This window comes from Aeoliella straminimaris (genome assembly GCF_024054565.1).
In the GTDB taxonomy this organism is placed as follows: Bacteria; Planctomycetota; Planctomycetia; order Pirellulales; family Lacipirellulaceae; genus Aeoliella; species Aeoliella straminimaris.
Genome location: NZ_JAMXLR010000012.1, coordinates 11254 through 32920, shown reverse-complemented (window position 1 = coordinate 32920; position 21667 = coordinate 11254). Strand labels below are relative to the sequence as shown.

The 21667-nt window shown below is 56.9% G+C and carries 18 protein-coding genes; 6 read left to right on the top strand and 12 right to left on the bottom strand.

The features are described from left to right. Nucleotides 1–47 precede the first annotated feature (47 nt). The 8 genes from NG895_RS02995 to NG895_RS02960 all read right to left on the bottom strand — a co-directional run bounded on the left by NG895_RS02995 (nucleotide 48) and on the right by NG895_RS02960 (nucleotide 7444). Nucleotides 48–542: a YciE/YciF ferroxidase family protein gene (locus tag NG895_RS02995; protein ID WP_252850966.1), complete on the bottom strand. Its 495-nt coding sequence runs from the start codon at nucleotides 540–542 to the stop codon at nucleotides 48–50. Between the two features lie 239 nt (nucleotides 543–781). Beyond that, the gene (locus tag NG895_RS02990) at nucleotides 782–1624 is read right to left on the bottom strand and encodes a thiazole synthase (protein WP_279675871.1); all 843 of its coding nucleotides are present in this window, start codon (nucleotides 1622–1624) and stop codon (nucleotides 782–784) included. A gap of 161 nt (nucleotides 1625–1785) precedes the next feature. Then, complete coding sequence (gene thiS / locus NG895_RS02985; RefSeq protein ID WP_252850965.1) at nucleotides 1786–1995, bottom strand: sulfur carrier protein ThiS; 210 nt, start codon at nucleotides 1993–1995, stop codon at nucleotides 1786–1788. Nucleotides 1996–2007: 12 nt separating this feature from the next. Continuing rightward, on the bottom strand, nucleotides 2008–2538 hold the full coding sequence (locus tag NG895_RS02980) for a hypothetical protein (RefSeq protein WP_252850964.1): 531 nt from the start codon (nucleotides 2536–2538) through the stop codon (nucleotides 2008–2010). 234 nt (nucleotides 2539–2772) lie between these two features. After that, complete coding sequence (locus NG895_RS02975; protein ID WP_252850963.1) at nucleotides 2773–3486, bottom strand: zinc metallopeptidase; 714 nt, start codon at nucleotides 3484–3486, stop codon at nucleotides 2773–2775. Between the two features lie 76 nt (nucleotides 3487–3562). Next, nucleotides 3563–4279 carry a DUF2339 domain-containing protein gene (locus NG895_RS02970; protein ID WP_252850962.1) on the bottom strand — a complete coding sequence of 239 codons (717 nt, stop codon included), beginning with the start codon at nucleotides 4277–4279 and terminating at the stop codon, nucleotides 3563–3565. Between the two features lie 100 nt (nucleotides 4280–4379). After that, complete coding sequence (locus NG895_RS02965) at nucleotides 4380–4919, bottom strand: hypothetical protein (RefSeq protein ID WP_252850961.1); 540 nt, start codon at nucleotides 4917–4919, stop codon at nucleotides 4380–4382. A gap of 122 nt (nucleotides 4920–5041) precedes the next feature. Next, complete coding sequence (locus NG895_RS02960) at nucleotides 5042–7444, bottom strand: ATP-binding protein (protein ID WP_252850960.1); 2403 nt, start codon at nucleotides 7442–7444, stop codon at nucleotides 5042–5044. 171 nt (nucleotides 7445–7615) lie between these two features. On the opposite strand from NG895_RS02960, the gene NG895_RS02955 reads away from it, so the two are divergent. Then, nucleotides 7616–7864 carry a hypothetical protein gene (locus tag NG895_RS02955; RefSeq protein ID WP_252850959.1) on the top strand — a complete coding sequence of 83 codons (249 nt, stop codon included), beginning with the start codon at nucleotides 7616–7618 and terminating at the stop codon, nucleotides 7862–7864. A gap of 628 nt (nucleotides 7865–8492) precedes the next feature. On the opposite strand, the gene NG895_RS02950 is transcribed toward NG895_RS02955, so the two are convergent. Next, complete coding sequence (locus tag NG895_RS02950) at nucleotides 8493–9311, bottom strand: IS5 family transposase (RefSeq protein ID WP_252850958.1); 819 nt, start codon at nucleotides 9309–9311, stop codon at nucleotides 8493–8495. A gap of 1037 nt (nucleotides 9312–10348) precedes the next feature. Between NG895_RS02950 and NG895_RS02945 the strand changes: the two genes are divergently transcribed. The 5 genes from NG895_RS02945 (at nucleotide 10349) to NG895_RS02925 (ending at nucleotide 15176) form a co-directional block, all read left to right on the top strand. Then, nucleotides 10349–11398: a YybH family protein gene (locus NG895_RS02945; RefSeq protein ID WP_252850957.1), complete on the top strand. Its 1050-nt coding sequence runs from the start codon at nucleotides 10349–10351 to the stop codon at nucleotides 11396–11398. 500 nt (nucleotides 11399–11898) lie between these two features. After that, the gene (locus NG895_RS02940; protein WP_252850956.1) at nucleotides 11899–13212 is read left to right on the top strand and encodes a tetratricopeptide repeat protein; all 1314 of its coding nucleotides are present in this window, start codon (nucleotides 11899–11901) and stop codon (nucleotides 13210–13212) included. Between the two features lie 117 nt (nucleotides 13213–13329). Further along, nucleotides 13330–13830, top strand: a complete 501-nt coding sequence (locus tag NG895_RS02935) for a hypothetical protein (RefSeq protein ID WP_252850955.1) — start codon at nucleotides 13330–13332, stop codon at nucleotides 13828–13830. A gap of 166 nt (nucleotides 13831–13996) precedes the next feature. Continuing rightward, nucleotides 13997–14251 (top strand): GlsB/YeaQ/YmgE family stress response membrane protein, encoded by a 255-nt coding sequence (locus tag NG895_RS02930; protein ID WP_252850954.1) that lies wholly within the window; start codon nucleotides 13997–13999, stop codon nucleotides 14249–14251. Between the two features lie 316 nt (nucleotides 14252–14567). Beyond that, nucleotides 14568–15176 carry a DUF937 domain-containing protein gene (locus NG895_RS02925; RefSeq protein ID WP_252850953.1) on the top strand — a complete coding sequence of 203 codons (609 nt, stop codon included), beginning with the start codon at nucleotides 14568–14570 and terminating at the stop codon, nucleotides 15174–15176. A 1086-nt stretch (nucleotides 15177–16262) separates the two neighbouring features. Here NG895_RS02925 and NG895_RS02920 read toward each other — a convergent pair. The 3 genes from NG895_RS02920 to NG895_RS02910 all read right to left on the bottom strand — a co-directional run bounded on the left by NG895_RS02920 (nucleotide 16263) and on the right by NG895_RS02910 (nucleotide 21589). After that, nucleotides 16263–17552, bottom strand: a complete 1290-nt coding sequence (locus NG895_RS02920; protein WP_252850952.1) for an AI-2E family transporter — start codon at nucleotides 17550–17552, stop codon at nucleotides 16263–16265. A 408-nt stretch (nucleotides 17553–17960) separates the two neighbouring features. Then, nucleotides 17961–19409, bottom strand: a complete 1449-nt coding sequence (locus tag NG895_RS02915) for a mechanosensitive ion channel family protein (protein WP_252850951.1) — start codon at nucleotides 19407–19409, stop codon at nucleotides 17961–17963. A gap of 62 nt (nucleotides 19410–19471) precedes the next feature. Then, nucleotides 19472–21589 (bottom strand): adenylate/guanylate cyclase domain-containing protein, encoded by a 2118-nt coding sequence (locus NG895_RS02910; RefSeq protein ID WP_252850950.1) that lies wholly within the window; start codon nucleotides 21587–21589, stop codon nucleotides 19472–19474. Nucleotides 21590–21667: the final 78 nt, after the last annotated feature.

Below are 21667 nucleotides of genomic sequence, written 5' to 3'. Positions count from 1 at the left end.
GGATTCGTCCTCCGAAATTCTGAGTACGATCGCACCAGCAACGATAGCTATGCCGTGAGTGCAAAGAAGTTCAGGCACCGCGTGGCGAGCCGCGAGAGCTTGCGATCGGTAGCCCCCTCTTCCTCGAGCGTTTCGGTTAGCAAATCGGCGTGGTCCTTGTGCCCCAGCTTTTCGGCGTAGGTAGACGCCACACCATAACCGGCCATTTCGTAGTGCTCCACCCGCTGGGCAGCGGCCACCAGGGCGGCGTCGCGGACTTCACCGGGCATATCTTCTCTAAGAATCTCTTCGCCCTCGGCGATCAGGCCTTCCATGCCGTTGCACTTGTGGCCACCAGGTTGAAAGTCGAGTGTTTTGAAGATCGCCTCGAGCCGGGCCACGTGCTGCTTGGTCTGCTTGAGGTGTTCCTCGAAACCTGCCTTTAGCTCGTCATGCGAAGCCGCGGCGGCCATCTTGGGCAACGCTTCGAGCAACTGCGTCTCGGCGCTGTACAGGTCCTTGAGCTCGTGAACGTAGAGTTTCTCCAGCGAATCAATATTCATCGCTCTCTGCTCCTCCGATTGGATTGTGTGGGTAACGCCGCTCACAGGAAGCGGCTCGCCCAGTCGAAAAAGCAAACGGTGCGCCAATTACGCGTGAGAGCCAATGCAGCTAAAAATGCCGGCAAACGGGCAAAGCACGCACCGCGACGAGCATTGGCAGGGCAGATTCTCGTGGCGTCCAACGGCCAACTTGACCGCTATGCGGCCAGCCGGCGACACCAGAAACTCGATCGTTCGAGCTACCGCGGCCGGATTGAAATCACCCCTTCTTCGGGGCTCGAGGCCGTGGCGTACAGGCGTTTGGGAATGCGACCCGACAGGTAGCTGAGACGGCCGGCCACCAGCGCATGCCGCATGGCTTCGGCCATGGAGAGCGGGTCCGCGGCATGAGCGATAGCGGTGTTGAGCAGTACGCCATCGACGCCAAGCTCCATGGCGCCTGCCACGTCGCTTGCAGCGCCAACCCCCGCGTCGACGATCACCGGGTAATCGGGATCGCCTTCCTTCAGGTACTCCAGGCAGATGCGGATGTTGTTGGGATTCAGGATGCCCTGCCCCGAACCGATTGGACTGCCGGCCGGCATCACGCTGGCCGCACCGGCGTTCTTCAGCCGCCGCGCGACGACGGGATCGTCGCTCGTGTAACACAGCACCTCGAAGCCGTCAGCCACTAACTGTTCGGTGGCCTTAACCGTCTCCACTGGGTCGGGCAGCAGCGTTCGTGTATCGGACAGCACCTCGAGCTTTACCCAATTGGCGCCGGGGTTTTCCAGACCACTGAGAATCTCGCGGCCGAGCCGCGCCACGCGCACCGCATCTTCGGCGGTAAAACAACCGGCCGTATTGGGCAGCAGCGTGTACCGCGAGGTATCGATGGCGTCGAGCAGGTTGCGCCCCTCGGAGTCGATCAACCGCTCGCGGCGGACGGCCACCGTGATGCAATCGGCCCCCGACCGCTCCAGGGCGTCGGCCATCAGTTCGTAGGTGGCGTACTTACCAGTGCCGACAATCAGACGACTGGAAAGTGAGTGGGACCCCACCTTCAGCGGCGTATCAACGAATTGATCGAGGGTAGTACTCAACGGGGTTCTGGGGGCTAAGGACTGAGGGGGGCGTTAAAAAGCGGCCTGCGTGCATCGGCACTTCGTGCACCCCATCTTTCCGCGCTTGGCGTTCCAGAGCAAGTGGACCCTGTCGCCCCGTGTCCCAGCCGACAAGACCATGGCGCTCGGCATGGCCGATTTCAGCCGCCGCCGACCAGGGTGACGATCTCCAGGCAGTCGCCATTGGTCAACGTCTGATCGGCATGCTGAGTACGGGGCACCAGTTCGCCGTTCAACTCCACGGCGACGTGCTTGGCCGTCACGCCAAGATCGCCCAGCAGTTGGGCAATCGTGCGCTCGCCCGACATGCTATGCGTCTCGCCATTGACACTGAGTTGTAGTTCGGCCATCGATGCCTCGCCTCAGTCTCGAACCACCGTGGTGCGGAACTGCTGCACGTCGAGCGTCTGGAACACGCCCTCCTGCGGCTTGCCGGCGGCCTGCATCGACGAATTCCACGGCATAATGTAGGCAGCGATCTGTCCACTTTGGGCGTCGGCCACGTACACAATGCTGTTGGCAGGCTGGAAACCAGCGCGACCGCGGGGCATGTTCGCCAAGCCAGTCACCATCAGGTACTTGGCGTTGCGGCCCCCGGAAGTGAAGTCCTGCGAGATATTGTAAGTAAAGCGAGAATTGAACTTGCCCGTCTTCGGATTGATCACGGCACCCACCAGGTCGCCCGTCAGGTAGTCCAGGAAGTACAAGGCTTCCACGTCGTTGTCGACCAGGCCCGTGGCGATCGAGAAGCTCTCGTAGCCATCGGTGGCCGAAGCATGCAGCGGAACGTTTGGCCAAAGTCCTTGGAAATTGAGGCCCGCAATCAACCCGAGGGCCAATCCCATGACCAAGAATCCAGACCGCCCGGTGGCTAGATAGCATGCATATTTCATCTCGGAACTCCTTCGGCGACAGGCATAGTACTACGCCAAGTGAACCTCCTGAGGGAGCTGAGCCGAGGAACCCGCGAATCTATCAGGTGCTCGGAAGCGGGAATCCCTGGAAGTTCGGCTTGACCAGACAGTGGGTTGCCGCGCGCACCGCGGCCTAACAGCCTAATCGTACCGCGGGCACAGATTATTCGCCACCGCCAGTTAGAAGCACCAAAAATGGTCCCCGATTGGTCGTCAATCGTCCCGAGCGACTCCGCCGAACCGGAAAATCAAGTAGGCCAGCGTTGCTACGGCCTGCAGAGTGCCGGCCACGTACGTCCAGGCGGCCGAGTTCAGCACGCCATTGACGTACTTCATCTCCTCCGGGCTGACGATGCGGTGCTCGACTAACTGTCGTTTGGCACGGCGGCTGGCGTCGAACTCCACCGGCAGATTCACCAATTGGAAGAACACCACGCCAGCAAACAGCGCCATCCCGGCCAGACAGAGCAGCGCCCCGATGCCTCCCGGCCCCGAAGCCTGCGACAAGAAAAAGCCCAAGAGCAAGATGCCCATGCCAAAGTTGCCGCCAAACTGGGCGGCCGGCACGGCGAGATTGCGAATCACCAGTGGAGCGTAGTGCTGGGCGTCCTGAATGGCATGCCCCGCCTCGTGGGCGGCGATGCCCACGGCTGCTAGCGAAGGTTGATCGTACACGCCTTCGCTTAGCCGCAGCACTTTGTGGCTGGGGTCGTAGTGGTCGGTCATGTGGCCGCGAATCGGCTCGATGGGAACGTCGTGCAGCCCGGCGGAGTCCAATAGCAACCGCGCGGCACCCCGCCCCGTGATCCTGGCCCGCACGCGGGAAGCCGTGGCGTACCCCTCGCGCACCTTACCCTGCGCCCACATCGCCAACAACATGGGCGGCAGCAGGAACATGAAATAGACAGGATCGAAAGGAAAAATCATCGCGGGAATTCGTTGTGGTTCAAATTCGACCACCGCACCCATCGCGGGCGCAGTCGCTCGGTTCCATTTTACGCGACTACTCCGACTTTGGTTCGCCGGCCGCCGGCGCATCTACCGCCGGTTTAGCAGACTCTGGTTCAGCAGACTCTGGTTCGGTGACAGCCGCGGGAGACTCCTCCGGCGAAGCTGCCGACTCGGCAGGCGACTCAGGGGCTGGCTCAGCAGATGCTTCGGTGTCAGGCCCAGCAGAGGCCTCAGTGTCAGGCTCAGCGGGCGGCTTGGTGGTGGACTCGGCGGACGCCTTCTGGTTAGCCTGCTCCTGCAGTTGCTTGCGGCGGGCTTCGATGGCCTTTTGCAGCGTGCTACGGCGCTGGATCTGATACTGGGCCGTAATCGCTTTGTAGATGTTCAACAGTGGTTCAGTGTATCGGCCCAGAATTGGCAACTGGTGCTTGCCATCGGTCAGCACGTAGTTCTTGGCCACAATCGCATCGGCCTCCAAGCGACCGATGCGCATCTGGTGCCCGAGAATTGTCTCGCCAGCAATGCTATTTGACTTCAAGCTGTCGGTGCGCAGGGAATCCAACATCAGGAAATCCGAGTTGGTCGGCGACAACTCCGGATACCTCTCCGAACCCAGCACCAACAGCGGTTTCTCGTCCTTGTCCAACACGCACAGCGCTTCGCAGGTAACGAGCTGATTGTGAGTGGACTTGATGATCTTGTCCCGCAGCGATGCACCTAGCGCCAAAAACAACAACGGGTAAACAATCCAACGTTCGCGTTCAGTCATTGGGAGGGATCGGGGGTCAGAGGTCGGGGATCAGGCACCATCAAACAGGGTGCGGTGGCTGTCGGTTCGCATCTCGCCGCGACCGGGCATCCCCACGAAGTTAGTCTTTACGTTTGAAGTAGAGTCGGCCGAACTGAGGATCGGCCCCTTTCTCGGACAGCGTGAAGCCTGCGTCGTTATCGTCTCCTTGGAAGTCGATTACGAAGCGCCGCTTTTCGGTGGACTGCGGCTTACCATCCTTTTCCGAAGCATCGTGTTTCAAGCTGATCTCAATCTCCGCCCCGCGCGGTGGCAACGCCTGCACCAGTCGCCAACGGCCGTTCAGCGGCTGTCCACCTCCGGCGATCTTCATTTCCACATCGGTGCGATTCTTGAAGTCCAACGTAATGGTCACGTCATGTTGTTCCAAGTCGGTCTTTTCGCGCTTCTTGGTGAGATTCTCATCCACCGGCAAGGCCGCCGCCTCGCCCCCCATTTCAGCCGCGTTCGCTTTGGTTTGGGCGCTCCGCTCGGCCGCAGCGGCCGCGGTGTCGGGGGTTCCCACCCACTCCCCCATCAGCCGATCGGTAAGCGACTGCTGACAGCCGGCCATCGACAACACGAACAAACAGCAAACAGCCAAAAGGCGAGGAAATTTCACGACAGCACCAGACTCGGGAAAGAAATAACCAAGGGGTCTCCATTCTAGTTGCGAACCACCGGTCCGGGTAGAGAACGCACGGAGCCGATCACCGGGCTCCCCATTCTGCAGCAACGCACCCGTTAGTAGGCCGGTAGGCGGACTCCGTCGCCGTCCACAGCGTAGGGCAGCCACACCAGCATCAGATCGCGGACGTCGATGTCGCTCTTGCGCGGTTTGACGCTCACTTCCTCCAGCGTCATGCGATTGGGATCGTACTGTGTGCGCAGTTCCTCGATGGTCTGGTCTCGTTCGGCTTCCAACTCGTCGAGTGCTTCGACGGCCGCGTCCCACTTGGCCTTGGCGCGTTGAGCCTGGCCTCGCTCCGTGGCAGCCCTTCGAGCCGACGCCGCGCTGGACGAACGCCGACGTGTGGTCTTGCCACCAGAGATGATAGCCAGAATCATATCGACGACATTCCAGACGAACGTGCCGACTCGCTCCCAAAACTGCATGTTCTGAGTGTCGTAGTAGCTCTGCGCTTTCGCCACCCGTTCTTCAGCCCGGTCGATCTTCTTTTTATAGCGAGCTTCCACTTCGTCGATCTCGGCGTCCCGCGCTTCGCGGGCTTTCATCCGCAACCGCTGCCGAAAATCGCCTTCGCCCTCGTCGACCTCCGAATAGATATCGAGCATGGGAGCATGCCACCGCGTGAGCGTCTGCGTGCGATAGAGGTGATCTTCCAGATCGTTGGTGAGCGACTTGTACTTCCGCTGCTGTGCGAGTTCACTGGGCAAGTCGCCAAACGCCGCGCCGGCTTCCGGTTCGTCGCCCAGGTGAGGCACCTGCGGTAACAGCAAGGCCTGGTCCCACAGATCGGCAGCCAGGCGATCGCCCACTGACACCAGCGGATAATACTCCTGCCACCGGTCGATATCCTGCGACGCCTGCACGAAGTGCACGCGGGCACTGGCCGTGAGTCCAGCCTGGTACACCAGGCGGTGCCCCTCCGGCAACACGCTTTCCACTGCCACAAACTTCTCCCGAACATCCCCCGGCACGACGGGGCGAGCCGACGTGGCTGCCGCCGTGGTACCTGCCGCTGCAGCGGGCTTGTCGGGCAAGTACCTGTCTCGCACCGGATCCATCAACCGCTTGATCGCACTTTTGGTCAGCGGCCCACCCAGGTAACTCATCGCCCAGCGAGTGTGGAACACGGTTGGCCCATCGTCATGGACGTTGTTCATCAAGAACACCCGGCTGCCTAGCGCGGCGAGCGTGGCTTCCATCTCCCGTTTGTCGAATCTTGCACCCGCTTCGGCCGATGCGCCTTGGAGTCCTTCGATGACGCGAGCCTTGTCGCGTTCGGTCTGCAGGCGACCGAGGAACCAAGTACCGCAGTTCGATAGGCCTTTGTAGTCGAGGTCCACCGGATTCTGTGTCGCCAGCACACACCCCAACCCAAACGCCCGGGCTTGCTTCAACAGCGTAAGCATCGGTCGTTTGCTGGGGGGTTCGCCAACGGGTGGGAAGTAGCCGAACACCTCGTCCATGTACAGTAGCGCCCGCAGGCTGCTGGTGCCGGGCTGGGTCCGCATCCAGGCCAGCAGTTCGTTGAGCAGGATGGTGACAAAAAACATCCGCTCGCTATCGTTCAGGTGGGCGATCGACAGGATCGAGAGCCGCGGCTTGCCTTCTGCGCTATACAGCAGGTCCCTGATCGACAGCGGCGCACCGTGCATCCAACCTGCAAACGACGGCGAGGCTAACAGGTTGTTGAGCTTCATCGCCAAGTCGGTGCGATCGGCCGCCGGATAGAACGTTTCGAGGTCCATGATGCCGACCCGGTCGAACGGTGGCTTTTGAATGCTGCGAATCAGCTCGGCGACGCTCAGGTCGCGGCCCTCCTGCCAAGCCGTGTTCAAGATGTTCGACAGGAAGATGTGCTCGCGACTCTGCACCGGATCGGCATCGATGCCCAGCAGTGCGAGCACGCCGGAAGCAGCCGATTGAATCCGCTCGCGCATGGCGTCGACGTCGTCCAGTAGTTCCTTGGGCGGCGCGGCGAACGACTTGAGCACCGTCACCGGAATGCCGGCCGTGGAGCCGGGCGTGAATATCACTCTTTCCACGGCGTCGCAGTACGACTGGATTCGCTCGGGCCCCTCGCCCCACTTGGCCAGGCCGGTGCGCCACAGTTCTGCCGTGCTGGCGGCGTACTCGTCAGGCGTCTGCCCCTTCCGCTCCGCTTCGCTCTCGTCGATCCAGGGCCGAAAATCGGACGGCTCGAGCTGCGGAAACGCCAGCAGCAAATTGCCCAAGTCGCCCTTCGGGTCGATGGCGATGGCCGGCACTCCGTCGAGCGCGGCTTCCTCCAGGAGCGACAAGCACAAGCCGGTCTTGCCGCTGCCGGTCATGCCAACGCACACGGCGTGTGTCGTCAGATCCTTGCTCTTGTACAGAAGCGGCCGATCAGACGTCTCGCTCGCCGCCAGATCGTGCTCGCGGCCCAGGTAGAACGAACCAAGCTTATCGATATCGGACATGCGCAAGCTGGTCCGCTAGGGGGCTGGAAAGCAGGAGACAACATGGCGTGAACCGCCACACTCGGTCGCGATCACGCAATCCCCCAGCTTATCCGAAGCAGATAGCAGCGACCAGAAAGGGTGGCTGAGGGGTCTCGAACCCCCGACCTTCGGAATCACAATCCGGGAGGCGTGGATGATAAACGTCTTGTTTTACCGAGTCAATCGAACTCTGACGACGACGCTTACCGTTCTGCTTACCCGAGTTCATCAGAATCAGGGCACGATGCGGCGACCATTGGGCTAAGCGAAAACGATACCAGGCGGCTCGATTCGCTGGCCGCTGACGACGATCTGTTGGCCGTTGTTGATGGGTGGGCCGAGCTACCCGAGGCAGTGCGGGCGGGCATCCTGGCCACCGTGCGGGCGATCGTCGATTGATCGCCTCCGGTCGCTCTGGTGACGCTTCTCGTGCGTCAGGAAATGGGAGCTCACTCCGGCACCGAGGAAATAATCCAAGACGACTTCGAGCGAGACAGCTACCCCTGGGGCCCCTCCGCAGCTCAGTTTTTGCCCGCCCCCAACGCTCCGGCTGGTGCTCACATTTACATATGGCGGCGCGGAAATGCCGGAAATTTTCTCGTGGCAAAATGGGCAGTCTGGCGAGTCGACTCGCGATCAATCTTCATTAGCCACAAAAGACTTTCCGTCACCCGCTGTTTTCTTATCCGTTGGAACTGTACCCCACAACCTTGAGCTCCACGCACCACACCACGTAGTCGCGCGTTGCCCGGCGACTCTGGCCCCCTCCTGCGAATGCCCCCTGAGGCACTCAGCCACGTCAGCTATCGTCAGAGGTGGACACGACCGACGCGACATAGCGAGACCGGCAACTGAACGCGAACGATGCAACTTCATGCGCGAAAGATCTGTCCCAAGATGCGCAGGTTGTGCCCAACCGCCGTCACTTCGTTCGTCTCCCAACTCCCCGCGGTGTACATCACCTTAGAACCGGACAAAAAACTCCGTTGTTAGACGACCGGTAAAGGCCGGTATGAAGTCACCGTTGTTATCTTGCGAGCTGGATTTCGTTATGCCACAGGCGAAAGTTGATGACGCTCATCGCCACTGTGGCCCAGCCATGAATGACGGTCTCGCTCCGGTCATATCGAAGGCGCAATCGGCGAAGTCCCTGGAGCCATGCCAGCGATCGTTCGACCACCCAGCGTACGCGTCCCAGACCACTGCCGTGTTCCGCGCCACGCTTGCGGATGAAGGGCTCGATGCCCAAGCATCGCAGCACCTCGCGAGTTGTTTCGCTATCGTACCCGGCATCGGCATAGACTTCGTCCGGCCTGGTCCTTGGACGGCCGGGTTTGCCGCCGACTTCCGGAAAGTCTTCTTGGATGATGGGCAGGATCTCGCGGTGGTCGCTGCGATTGGCGCCGGCAATTCGAACCGCCAGAGGAACGCCGTTTCGGTCGACCATCAGCGTATATTTCGTGCCCGGTTTGCGGCGGTCGACCGGGCTCGGACCGGTCTGGTCCCCACCGCCAAAGGCCCGGACTTGAGCACTATCGATGATGGCCGTGTCCTGTTCCAGCTTTCCGTCTCGACGTAACAGCCGAAGCAAATCGACGTGAACGCGATCCCAGACTCCCAGTTCCTCCCAGTCGCGAAGGCGAGTTCGTGCTGTTTCGCCCGAGCAACCCATTGCCGGCGGCACGTCTCGCCAACGGATGCCGGTGGAGAGCACGTACCAGATCACCCGCAGCGCTATCTCGTTTTTGACTCGAGGACGACCGCCGTCAGGTCCAACAGGCTGTTCCGCCGGCAAGTGATGGGTAACGATTTCGTAATACTCCTGTGGCATTCGTGCATCGGACATAGCAACCTCCTGGTCTGTAAAGTTGCTATCTATAAGGCGCAAATGGCGTGCCAAACTCGCTTGGGTTCTCTGTCCGGTTCTAAGCGTTTTCCAACCGGCTCTTAGCCGCCGTGGTGAGCTGCGCCGACGCGGCTACGGAAGTTCCGTATCTGCAGGAGGTTGTGACATCCTCGCTCATTTGAGCGGCGAGCTTGGGCGCGTCGGTCTTGGCCACCTCTGCGCCGTAGCTTGAATTCTCCCAGCGGGCGGATGATGCATCCGACGCGCCTTAGCGCGGCGGCGGACTGCGGGCGGTGGCGCGACCTCTGCAGGAAATAGCTTGGCGTTGTATCTGCCTGAGACTCCGTTCTAGCGTCTGCAATACTCAGCCCTATGGCTTAGCGAGGTGATTGACGAGGCGACTCGGCGGATCGTCATTCGCGAACAGGCCGAGCAAGCCGAGGACTCACCAGCGGCGGCGGGCAGTGGCATAGAGGCGGAATAGATGCCACCTGTTCGTCGGCCTGTTGGGCAGATCGTCGCAGCTATTCGGGTAGGCGAGGGGAACAGTTTCCCGAAGCCGGTTGATGCTAAGGGGGCCACCACAGCCAGTTCCGCTTTCTCGAAATGTACCGCGGCTGACCATCGTTAAACTGATATCTGCGGGCTGGTTGCCCGTATCCATGTTTAGCGCTATATCACGCCGCGCATTGAACGCCAGGATAAAATGTAACCCAGGAATCGCGGTGACTGCGGCGGACCCGGGAGGATTGTGGGCAGCCGTTTGGGGACTCTCTGGCCATCCTCCGTATGGCGATGCCATCGTGAACCGAATAACGGACCGCCAAAAGACGAGCTTAGGGGCAAAAGTCTCCGATCACAGGTCTAATGCCTGGCCGATTGGTCGCCCAGGCGGGACAGCCGCTTCGACTGCTTTTCAATCCGATCTAAATTTACTGGTCATGTGGCATCTATAGAGATACAATTCGGCGGTCCGAATACTGCTATCCGAAAATGCGACTGCCTTATCAATTTCCTTCCACACTTGCACCATTTGTTTGCTGCAACTGTTTCTGAGGCGCAAAATTATGCATCATTTTGACAGTGATTGCTACGTACCCCGCCATAGGCTGATCTTCTTGATCGTGACGCTTGCCTCACATGACGCGTGTTGGGCACAAGAAGCGGCTTCCGTAGAGCCAGAGGAAAATCAGCTATCCGAGTCAAGTGAAGCCGCGGTCCGGAATGCCATCCGCAAGTCTGCCGAAGACTACGCAACTTCATTCAACGACGGCAATGCTCAATCCATAGCTGAGCTGTACTCAGAGAACGCCGAGTTGATCGATGCGGCCGGAAATGTTTTTCTGGGGCGTGATTCTATCCAACAAGAATATGCAGCATTTTTCGATTCTCACCCGAACGCCACGATAAGTATCGAACTCGAAGAAGTTCATGTCCTGTCTCCGGGGGTCGCAGTCGAGCGTGGACGAGCAGAAACTAAGCTGGGTGACGGTCAGCCAGTCGCCCACAGCCGGTACACGGCCATCCATGGTAGGGTGGGCGAGAGCTGGAAGATGTTGCATGTCGTCGATGTCGACGCGGAACCAGCCGAACCTGGCGCCAACCTGGAACAGCTATCCTGGCTGATCGGTCAATGGGTCGACGAGGATCGCGACTCGTTGGTTGAGATTGATTGCTACTGGGACCCAGGCGGCTCATTTCTGATCCGAGATTTCAAAGTAAGAGTCGAGGGCTTGCTGGCGGCAAGCGGAACCGAGCGGATCGGTTGGGATCCGCTACGTAAGGAGATTCGAAGCTGGGCTTTCGATTCTGAAGGCGGGCATACAGAAGCGAGTTGGAAATCAACGAGCGACGGTTGGATGGTCGACGCAAGGGGATTTCGAGCAGATGGAGAACCAACAAAGGCCACCTACTTGCTGACACCGATGAAGAAAGACGCTTACCACGTGGCCTCGACTGCACGATTCGCCGGCCAGCTTCGTTTGGACGATCTTGATATGACCATTGTTCGGAATCCGCCACTACCTAGGGCGAACCAGGACACAGCGCGAAGCTTAACCGAGCAGACCGAGACCGCAGCAGAATAGAAGAATCGGAGCAGCATATGAAGACAAAGACTCTTGTAGTGCTCTTGCTAACTCAGTGCTTGTTCGCGAGCGTAGCCATACCCAAAGGGCCGAAGGACGCCAGTCCATCGAAGTCGCACCAGCGAAAGGGCGGGTATTCTGACGCCGCAATGCCGTCGAAATCCAAGTACAAGAAGACCGCGTCCTATGGGGCTGCAGGGCGCATCCCGTCGCAACCCTCGATCAAAAGCAAGTATCTAGCGGATAGACAGCGATCCGTAGCAGGTACAGGACCTGCTGGCGGCGTTTCCGCGACTAAGTATGACCGGTATTCGAAGAAACGGCCAACGACCGCTCCGCAGGCCGGACGACCTGTCCGGCGCCCGAGCAAGGCACCTCAATCAGGCCAAAGTCGCCCCATTGTTTTTTACCCGCGACCAAGCAAGGAAAAACCAACTTCGGCCCGACCTGCTGCCAAACCGCCAAATCGCAGACCTGCTGGTCCACAGACACCAGCGCAGATGCCGGCCAATTCATTTTCCAAGCACAAGTACTACCAACCCGCTCTACGCCCAAGCCAGTCGATCGCCGTGAATCAGTCATCAGGTCGAAAACCGATCATCGTTAATAGACCAACGACGATTAATCAAACGACGACCAACGTCACCCACACCACGAACAATGTCAACAATTGGTACACCAATAATCAATGGCAGAATCGCACAACAATTAACAGTTCCCATTGGAACGGCCGTCCTTGGTGGTACAGTCCCGACTATGACTCCTGGCATCACGGACACTGGCATGAGCACTATGTACAAGAGGGACTGAGACGTAACGATTGGCAGCACGTGGATACGTCAGATCACGACTGGCTTTCGGGGTTGGCTGCCTGGGGATTAGGAAATGTAATCTACCGATCCGGATACCATTCATATACGAATCCCTACTTCGTACGGCCCGTCGTCATTGGCTCGACGACCATCAATTACGCTCAGCCAATCACCGTGCAACAGTCGGAGTATGAACGGGCTTACGCAACAAACGAAGCTAGGGCCGCACAGCTGCGTAACGCCTCGATCCGGCATTTCGATACCGCACGTCAAGCGTTCTTCGCACAAGATCTCAATGTTGCGTATGATAGCATCGAAAAGGCGATCGCCTTAATGCCCGACGATGCAGCGATGCATGAGTTTCGGGCCCTGGTACTATTTGCCGCCGGTAAGTATCGCGAGGCCGCCGAAGCGATCCATGCTGTTCTGGCAGTAGCGCCAGGCTGGGATTGGACCACCTTAAGCGGACTCTATCGCGACGTTGATACCTACAGCGATCAGTTAGGCCGACTCGAGCATCATGTTCGTCAAAACTCCGGCTCAGGCTACGGTCATTTCCTGCTGGCCTATCATTACATCACGTTAGGGCACACTGAGGAAGCTCGGACCGAACTGCAAGAAGTAGTGCGTCTCGATCGTAGTGATCGATTGGCTAAAGCCCTATTGGAGTTGCTCCAAGAATCATCGCAGGAAGACGAACCTTGGACGGCGGGCAACGCACCAACACCTCGACAACTGCAGGGAGACTGGAAGGCCAGGCGATCGGACGGAAGTATAGAGCTTGAGATCCATGAGGATCGGTTTACCTGGGACTATGATTTGGACAGCAATGACGATAAGTTCAAGGGCAGATTCGTGCTTGCCGACGGCCTCCTGGTGTTCGCCAGCTCGAAGGGGTCGCAGATGGCCGGCCGCGTTCGAATGATCGATGAGGACACGTTCGCCTATCGGTTGATCAGCGGCGATGTCGATGACCCCGGAATTGTCTTTCGGCGCGATTAGGTCTGTTAAGTCCGACGAAATCGGGCGCCCTGCAGCGGGGCGATGGTCAACCCGTTTGACTCCGCCTATAAGAATCCAGCTGAGTTTAACTAAGACTATTCAGTAAGGGGAAAGATCATGACTTGCCACCGTCCCAATCCGCGAGGTCTACTGCTTGCCATCTTCGCCGTATCGCAAGTCGCGATCTGTGGGTGTAGCAGGGAGGAAGCATCAAGTGATTTGAAGAAAGCAGAGGCCGCCGCTGAAGGAGCCGCAAGAGAGGTTACCGAAGACGTTGGGGCTGCTGTGGAAGAGGGGGAGAAGATGGCAAGTGAATTGGGCGAGAAGGCCAAGGCGTATCTCGCTCCGTTAAAGGAGAAGTTTAGCAACCTAGAAGAGTTGAAAAAGTCTCCCGAGCAGTTGAAGACGGCTGTTGCTGGATTGATCGAGTCCATTGAGCAAAAAGCCGAGGGTGTCAAGCTTCCAGAAACCGTCAGCACCACACTAGCGAAGGTCAAGGAGAAGCTCATCGCTTTGCGCGACTACCTGGAAGGTGAATATGAGCAAGCCAAGATCGATGAACACGTCCACGAAATCATGGAGTCGGTCGAATCTGGACTTGGACTCTCCAAAAAATAGTCTTTACATACTCTTCTTTCTAAGAACGTGTTTTGAAATTCACGCTTCTACCTCTTCAAGCAATAAAACACCCTGATTTTGCCCACTGCTAGCATCGAAATGTGGCCATTTCAGTGCTTGGAGCAGATTGTGGGACATTATTAAGACACGTTCTAAGGTGCGAGCTATGAATCTCACTGGTTTACTCATTGCGTTGGTAATTGGCGCGGTTGCAGGGTTTCTAGCAGGCCAGATCGTGAAGGGGCATGGGTTCGGCCTGCTAGGCAACATCATTGTAGGGATCGTTGGGGCTCTGATTTTCGGTGCACTTTTTGGAAACTTCAACCTGCTCAACTCGCCAATCTTGAACGAGATAGCAGGCGGGACGATTGGCGCGGTAATCTTGCTGTTCCTAATCGGCCTGTTTCGAAAGGCAACCTGAATAGAGCTTGGACGAAGCTGTAGATGATGTGGCCCGTATTCGACACAATGGATGGTGGATGGAATAGCTCACCAGCTGATGTATTGTTTCATCGCTGTTTTGTGGCGACGTTCGCTCGAATGCTCTGACACAATACTATACTCGTCGAACTGCGGCCGACAGGAAACAGACTGTCGATAGGAACTAGGTTCGGATGCCTGCTGCGGGACCAGTGTTTGCTAATTTGAGGTTAGGGGCCAAAACGCCGGGGGGGTTCTCCAGTGCAGATGTGTTTGGCCAATCTTGTTTTTACCAAGTTCTCGAAAGGTATACGGAAATGTCAACCATCATCGATGCATTCGCCAAGCAATTAAGTTCTGAGGACGTTAGCAGCATCTCCCAACAATTAGGCGTTAACGATGCAACGACCAAGAAGGCCATAGGAGCAGCGATTCCTGGCCTGATTGCCGCTCTTTCCCGGGCGTCCGAGGATCCACAGAAGAGCCAACGCTTGGCCGAGGCCGTCAATCAGCATGCAGAGCACACCGAGGGTCTCCTCGATCAGGTAGGCAATTTATTCAAGCAGTTTACTCAGTCGGGTGACCAGCAGGCGGGCGGCCCGGACTTGGGCCAGCTCATTTCAGACGTGCTGGGCGGCCACGAGGAGCGTGTACAAAAGGGCGTTTCGCAGACTTCCGGATTGAACAGCGAGATGGCGGGGAAACTCATCAAGTTCCTGGGACCGATGGTGGTCGGCGTGATTGCCAAGCAGCTTTCCGGGCAACACGCCAATGCCGCGACTGTGAATGGTCATCTCAATCAAGAGCGTCAGGAACTCGAACAGAAGCATGGGGACCTGCTCGGCCGCCTGTTTGACCAGGACGGCGATGGCGACTTTGATATGTCCGATATGGCCAGTGTCTTTGTCAAGAAAATGGCCAGTTAGCAATGGTAAGGTCGCTTTGACGGTATCTCCACCGGAAATGCCTGTACTCTCGAATGCCAGTTTAGTAGTCCGATTCGCAGCTCCCACGGCCCGATGGGCCGTGGATTCGCCTCGCAAACAAGTTGGCGGCAATTCCCGTTAGAACCGGTGGTCTACATGCCGGGTGGATACGTCGTCGAGGAGCCTGCTGGTGGAGCAACCGTCGGAGAAGGAGTAGTTGAAGGTCGAGTCACTGGCGAGTTGTTCACAGGCTGGAGCCCCGGAGACGTGACGGTTTGCCAAGTCGACGAAGCTGGTGCGTAACCGGCTGTTGGCGGTGTCACCGGAGGAGAGACGGTCGACGCTGCCGACACCGGATACGGGTTGGCTGCTTGATAGACGGGGACGTAGCCAGGTGGACAGGTGCAGTACTGTGGAGGCGAAGTGTACGGCGCTCCGTATTGCGCGTAATTCGGTGCGCATTGACAGCCCGATACCGTTAAGAGGATCATTCCCAGCAATAGCAAATAGCCGCCAGGTACATGCTTGTCCATCAGATCTTTCGTATCGGGTCTCAGTAACTGCTGTTGAGCGAAAACGCTTTAATAAGCTCCTAGAAGTGGGGTGTATAGCTGCCACAAGGCGAACATGTCAATCCACGTCTCGCTGCTTGCACAGCTTTGAGTGAGTGCATGGTTTCGGTAGCCGAGCCTGCTAGCAATGCGGCACCGCAGCTGCTCACAACCTGTGGCCCAGGGTATCTATTCCCCGTTGTTAGTCAGCCCGATGCTTTCGCGCGCGATAAAGACGACATGCGAAGTAGAGAATCGCCAGATTGAGTGCCGGTGCGGTGGCGGCCAGCCACGGGCGAATTCTAACGGGTGCCCAGTCGATGCACCAGATCCATGGCCAGCCGAGTGGTAGGAGGAACACACCGGATAGAGGGTCTCGCTCATTGCCGAACAGCCCGAACGTGCCGACAAGAAAGACCGCGAGTGCTAGCAGATAAAAACCAGCGAAGGCACGTAATAGCCAGCGGCACATAGCAACACCCCTTGGCCGAGTCAAAAAAAGATCCACAACCTAAAACCGGCGGCCCCCAGTCTCCTAACGCCCCAGGAACACTCCAACTGGTTCAAGCGGCTTGTGGCTGTCGCAGATGATCTTAAGGATAAGCAAGAACGGTACGGACAAGAAGATTCCCCCAATGCCCCAACACCAGCCGCCAAGAAAAACGGCGACCATGATGACCACAGGGTTCAGACTAATCGAATGCCTGAGGACCGAGGGCGTGACCAGGTTTGCTTCGACGCCATTGGCAGCCAGGTAGATTGCTGGTGCAAGCAGGGCATGGGCGAGCGAGTCGAACTCTGCAGCTGCGATGATGAAAACAACACTCGCACCGATTACGAGCCCGGCGAACGGAATATAATTCAAAAGCGCCGCGAGCACTCCCCAGAGCACAGGATGTGGCATGCCTATAAGCCATAATCCACAGCCTATGACGAGACCAAGACCGAGGTTAATCACAGTGATGGTACCTAGATACGTAGACAGCTTGTGTTCTATTTCTCTGGCGAGCAGCACTACGTCCCATTTTTCACGCCAAGACTTCTTGACTTGCACGGCCTTTTCAAGGAACTGATCGCCTGCCGCCAGTAAGAAGAACAGCAAAGACAAAGTGATGGTCACAGAGGTTGCGAAGCTCCCGGTCGTGTTGAGAATCTGACTTGCCAAGGCTGGCTGCTCAACTCTAACAGATAGGGGGCGATTGCTGGGTTCCGGGTTCTCCGTCATTGCAGTCAATCCTTCGAGTTCCTTCTCCGCCAGTTCAATGCTCTCTAACGGTCCCGCAGCACCGCGAAGTTGTTCGCGGACTTTGTGGAGACTAGTCGGAGCTTGTTCTATCCAGTGATTAGCCGGCTCCCAGATAGTGCGAAGACCTAGCATCAGAACGAGCGTAAAGAGTCCGAACACGACAATCGCGGAGACAATCCCCGGCAGGCCCAGCTTCGTGAGTCTTCTTTGAACGGGCTTTAGCACGAGGCCCAAGACGACGGCCATGGCAATGGGGAGCAAGATTGCGCGAGCAAAATACAGCGTGTGAAATACCGCCAGGACAGAAAGCAGGATAAGGCACGCCTTTATCCAGCGCAGATCCTGTCTGAAGATAAGGGACGGCCGAGGCGCATCGAGCTCTTCGTCCACCAGTGCTGGCTGACTATCCGTACTGCTGCGACGATCCTGAACAGAACGGTCGAATCGACGGGACGACGAACTCTCGGATGAGATCGGCTTCATGAGCAAGCTGTTTGCGACGACATTGGAACAGCCTGTGCCTGTAGACTGCTCAACATTAGAATCCCGGTAAAAAATAACAAGCCATTCATCGGACACACTTCAAACTCAAAGTCTAAATCGGACCGACGTCGCGTACGAGTATAGCCGATTGAATTTGTTCGGCAATCATTTGGGAAACTCAAAAACAACGATACTGCATGCGGTATTTCGCAGAAAACCGGATAGAAGAGCCACATCTTCGATTCGAAGACCCATAATAGGGCGGCTGTTTGAAGGAACCGGCAAGTTCGAGTGGGAGCGGACGAAAGACGTCGCCCAGGTGGATGCCTATCGCCTAACGCAGTTCAGCGGCCCATCGTGAGAGCAGTGAATCTCTCGGCGCGGTTGTTACTTGGTATCGAGCGGGCTATATCAGAATAGCGAGTGGAGTGCTCTTCACTATCTTGTGCCCGAATCCAACACAGCGGTGGGCGTACTCAGTTCATTGGAAGGCAGAGTTTGCCCTTAGGCCACATCTCGGCTCGGCTCACCACTTCGTACACGGCGCAAGTCTCGATTTCGCGTTTCGATTACATTGCCGATTTCTCTCGCCACACGTGGAGACGACTGAAGAGCCGATTGCAGCAAATCGCCGTCCAACAGTAAGATTTCAACGTCCTCCTGAGCCTCGATCGTCACCTCGCTTACTTGCCGTGACAAAAGAGCTCGCTCGCCGAAAAACTCACCTTCCGTTAGCGTTCCAATTTCGAGCTTTGTGCCTGCTGCCCCGCGAAGTGACATCGTGGCCACACCTCGTACGATCAGGTGCAAGCCAGCCAGGTGCTCTCCCTCTTCGACGATGACTTCTCCCGTGCCAAACGATCGGAGCGACACGCGCTTGAGCCGTCGTGCCAATTCGTCTTCATCGGAAAGCCCCAGACTTCGCAAAGGTTTCAATAGATCTTCCACATCCAGCCGATTCGCGCTCTCCGTCATTTCCTCCTGGCTTGCTTGGATTTCGGTGGCGATTGGATAGGGAATAGTCAAACCGCTGCGGCGTGACGCGTACCAGATCCGAGTCATAAGTTCGTCAATAATGTCAAATTGTTGCGAATAATCGGACGCATAGAACTTGATAATGTAGTTGATGCAATAGTCGCCATAGCCCGCCGTATGAATTCTCGGTGGAGGGTCGAGGAGGACTCCAGGGACCTGGCGGACCACACGGAGCAGAATCTCCTTAACTTCGTTGGGAGGGTCATCGTAGGAGAAGCCGATTTCCGCTGTTTGACAGATGTGCGACTTAGGTCGACTGAAGTTCTTGAATTGCCCCTGGGCCAACACCGAGTTCGGGACGACGATTAATTCCATCATCCGGTTGACAAGATGGACTGACCGCCAATTGATCTCAATAACTCGACCGGCTTTGCCATCTATCTCCATCCAATCTCCCAGTTCGACAGGGCGTTCAACCAGCAAGAAAACTCCAGAGAACACGTTTCCCAGGGGCTCTTGCAGCGCCAAACCAAGCACAATCGAGCCGACCCCAAGGGCAGTCATCATTTGACCTAAGTTCTGCCCCCAGACGGCGGACAAAACAAATACGGATCCCAGAGTCACCAATGCTAGCCGAACCAGATCGGTCAAGATGCGTGGGACTTTGTGTTGCCAACTGCCTTTTTCGGCGCCTTGAAAGACGACCGCTTTGAACAGAGACAGTACCGAGTAAATAGAGACGATTAGCAAGGCGGTAAGTGCGATCCTCGCAGCGATGGAATTACTTTCTACACCCACCACTTTGGTCAGCAACAAATAGGCTCCCAGCATTGGCAGTACCAACAACCGAAAGTGTTTGAGAGGTGTAGACAGAAAGTGATCGCGTCGATGCAGGCGATGTCCCAGTTCGCCCACAGCCAGCATGGCAAGGGGAAAGCCGACAACCAAGGACACCGACCAAGTGTACTGGTCTTCCAATCCAGAGAGTTCAAATAGGGACACGTTACCTAGATCCTGCAGAGGAAAACAAAGAGGGTGTACTATGCTGCGGCAGATTGAATGGGAGGATCGATCGACATAGGAGTAACAACGACTTCCAAGACGTCCTGCACGGATGCGACGTCTCGCAACTGCTCATAGGTATCGGCGGTGACCCGGATCGTACTTTTAGAGCCGGAGGTAGCAAAACGATGGCATTGGATGGCTGTCGTTCCCCACAACTCGTAGACAAATCGACTGCGTCCAACCAGCGCACCAACGACCGGGCCCGTACTGAGCCCCAAACGTGCTTCCAAATCTGTCTCGTGCTGCAGGTTGAACCGGTGAACCATGCAAATCACTTCGCAGGCATAATCAGCCAGTCGATGCAGATGGTCGACTCTCTCCTCGGACAATCCACAGACTGCAACGTAATTGCCCCAGGAGCTTCCGACTTTCTCGACTCCTGATGCTTCTGCCAATTCATCCAGAGCGTCTATCAGTTCGCTGTAAATTAGGAGATTCTGCTGGTCGCTCCGGTCCTCAGACAGCGTCTCGCATCCCTGCAACTCAATCCACAATAGTGACACGGAGGGAAACAGGTCCGGTTCTTGGCGAAGGCCATGCTTCAGTCGTTGCACAGCCGGCTGTGGTAACATGCTTATCAACAGTTGGTCGTTCTGGAGGATCTTCTGCTGAAGCAGGTCCTTATTGTGGCCCAGCTTTTGCGCCATGTCGTTGAACGCCACGGCCAACTGTGCAAACTCGTCATTGCCAACGACGGGAACTTCCACGTCAACACTGCCATCGGCGACTCTGTGTACACCGTCCATAATTCGGTTCAATGGCTGCAGTAGCCGTGCGGAGGCGAATGTAGTGAGCAGGCAAACGCACATTCCGATGCAGGTGATTGTGATGAGCAGATATCGCCCGAGGCGGTAGATTGGCTGGTAGGCCTCATCCACGTCGATTTTGGCCACGATGTTCCAGTCCAAGTCTCCCACGTTCAACGAGCCATAGGAAATCAATACCGAGTTGCCGCGATAGTCGACCATTTCCCCAAAGCCAGATCGCCCAAGCCTCGCGTTCTCGACGGCTTCCGTGTGAATCGGCGTGTTCATGATCAGCGTCTTAAAGTGTTTGATGCGATCAAGCTCACGTTGGGATAGCCCATTCTTCTGAAGAGCGAGCAGTAGTCTTTCAGGAGATTCGATCTGGAATCGTGATTCGGATCTCAATAGGTAATCATCGCCCACGAGCAGCGCCTCGCCCGTGCTTCCCAGACCTGCTGCTCTCCAATCGGTCTTGTTGGTGAGCAGGTCGTTAATCTGTTCAACGGGCATTTGCAGAACCAATACACCAATCATATCTACACCATCGAAGATTGGACTCGCAACGAAAGCTGCAGGGCGTCCCAGTGATGGGCGATACGATTCAAAGTCAATCAACTCGACGGAGTACTTGTCTCGATTGCGACGTAGGCGTTCGATTGCCTGGCAAAGCTTCGTTCGCGATAGTAAACCGTCGTTCAGCTTAGCGCCAAAATCAATTTCCTTGCGAAATGAATAGACGACGTTGGTTGTGTCGGCATCCACAAGCATGAAATCGTAGTACTCTAGGTGATCGACGAGACTCGCAACTTTAGCGTGATTGTGGGCGTGAATAATGCCGTAATTGCTCGTATCGACAGGAGTTTCTAGGCGATCTTGTTCGGATGGCGCGTGAGCGTTCTGCGACAAGAACGCGTATTGCAGGTATTGGCCGGCTTCGGTAGCTGGAAGCATCTGCTCAGGAAGCGGTTTGCCTTCCATGTGCTTGGCCAGTTGCGGGATGACTTTTTGGCGATAGTACTCGAGTAAAGTCTCCCTTTGCTGTTGACTGATGGCGTGACTCTGGAGTTCTTCGAAGGATTGGCGGAACTCACGCATGTACTCGACAATGTTGTCGCTTTCCGTCAGTGTTTGGACCTGATTGCAGTAGAGCTTTAAATAATTCTCAACTTCAGCACCTCGAGTCACGCGGGTCGCGTTAAGTTGATCTGCAACCTTGGCAGTCAGGGACCGTTTGCCGAGATCGAAAGCAATCCACCCCACGACCACTGCCGCGGTAGTTGTTGCAAAGAGAACGAGAACTGTCAGTTTGCTTTGAATGCTGATCTTGTTGGAAAAGAATCTGAACATCGCAGGTCATCCCGTTTATTAGGTGGCAAGTCGAGAGATGGTTGAGTGAAACGTGGTGGCTGTCAATACTAATGGCCG